Below are 1,379 nucleotides of genomic sequence, written 5' to 3' on the forward strand. Positions count from 1 at the left end.
AGTCAAGTCCAAATTTGTGTGTACATTCATCTTCCAGCTATGTTAGTCCGTCTATGCTGCCTTTATCTTCAGGAGATTTGATTGAATGGAGCTTAGTTTGTCATAGTACTCTTTCATATCAAAAATTCTGTGACCGACACTCCAATCATTATGATCATCCTGAAGAACTGCACCAATCAGTCGAATAATAGATTCCGTATTAGGGAAAATCTGAATGACCTTTTCTCGTCTTCTGATCTCTCTGTTTTCACGCTCTATTATGTTGCTGGTTCTTAATGCAATACGATATTTTGAAGGTAATGCCATGATTGTAATGCTATCTTCAAACCCTTCATCAAGGACAACCATTGCTTCATTTGCAACGTCCTGATATTCATCGTATATTGATTCTTTTAGTCGACGGGCTTCTTCAATAGTAGTTGCATTGAACATATCTCGCAATTCAGAAGCTAAACCAGTGCTATATTTTTTGGGACACTTATCTATGATATTTCTAGTAAAATGAGCCTGACAACGCTGCCATGAAGAACCAGAGAAGCATTCCTTTATTGCTTCAACAAGCCCTGCGTGTGCATCTGATATCACAATATCCACGCCACGTAAGCCACGACTTTTAAGACTTTCAAAGAAGTCCTTCCAGGTGTTTACTTTCTCAGAATCGTATACTTCAAAACCGAGTACTTCCTTGTGACCTGTATTGTTTATCCCAATAGCGACAAACAATGCTTTGGACTTGACACGATGATCTTCGCGAACTTTTAAATATATCGCATCGACAATAATAAATGGATAATGTTCCGGCAGTAAACGTTCTTTAAAATGTTTAATTGGAACATCAAGTTCCTTACAAATTTCAGAAACAGTAGATTTAGAGAAAGACTCTCCACAGAGTTCTTCAGTTACTTTTTTGACATTTCTGGTTGATATACCCTGCACTACCATTTCCATCATGGTTGTAATTAAAGCTTGCTCATTACGCTGGTAATTCTCGAATAAGGAAGTCTTAAATGGGACATTACGATGTCTAGGAACTTGTAATTCAATCTTTCCGATGCGAGTGGTTAATGACCTTGTCCGGGTTCCGTTTCTGTAATCAGAACGTTCCTGCGAACGTTCATAGTTATTAGCACCAAGTTGTTCGGTAGATTCAGCTTGAAGAACCTGATTAAGTAAAGCTTCCATAAGTTTGCCAAATGCTTCATCCTTAGTTTCTGAAAAAAGTCCTACAAAAAAATCACTATCTAATGTAAAATGTAATTGAGCCATGGGTTTCGTCCTTTCAATTATGTTTTGTGTGGTAACTTAATTATAACTGAAAGATGAGCACTTGGCTCTTTTTATATAGATTTGTAATTTACACCATTATATAGACTTTATCT

General features: G+C 36.8%; 1 protein-coding gene. It reads right to left on the reverse strand.

Features of this window, described 5'->3' with window-relative positions:
• Nucleotides 1-51: 51 nt before the first annotated feature.
• A complete protein-coding gene (locus DW835_RS17255; protein ID WP_117467615.1) occupies nt 52-1,266 on the reverse strand; it encodes an IS256 family transposase in 1,215 nt (404 codons plus the stop codon).
• Nucleotides 1,267-1,379 lie beyond the last annotated feature (113 nt).

The organism is Clostridium sp. AM34-9AC, from assembly GCF_003480225.1.
GTDB lineage: Bacteria > Bacillota > Clostridia > Lachnospirales > Lachnospiraceae > Acetatifactor > Acetatifactor acetigignens.

What these genes read in the sequence shown, in the direction of transcription:
- DW835_RS17255 (WP_117467615.1), bottom strand. Translation starts at nt 1,266, where the DNA reads ATGGCTCAATTACATTTTACATTAGATAGTGATTTTTTTGTAGGACTT.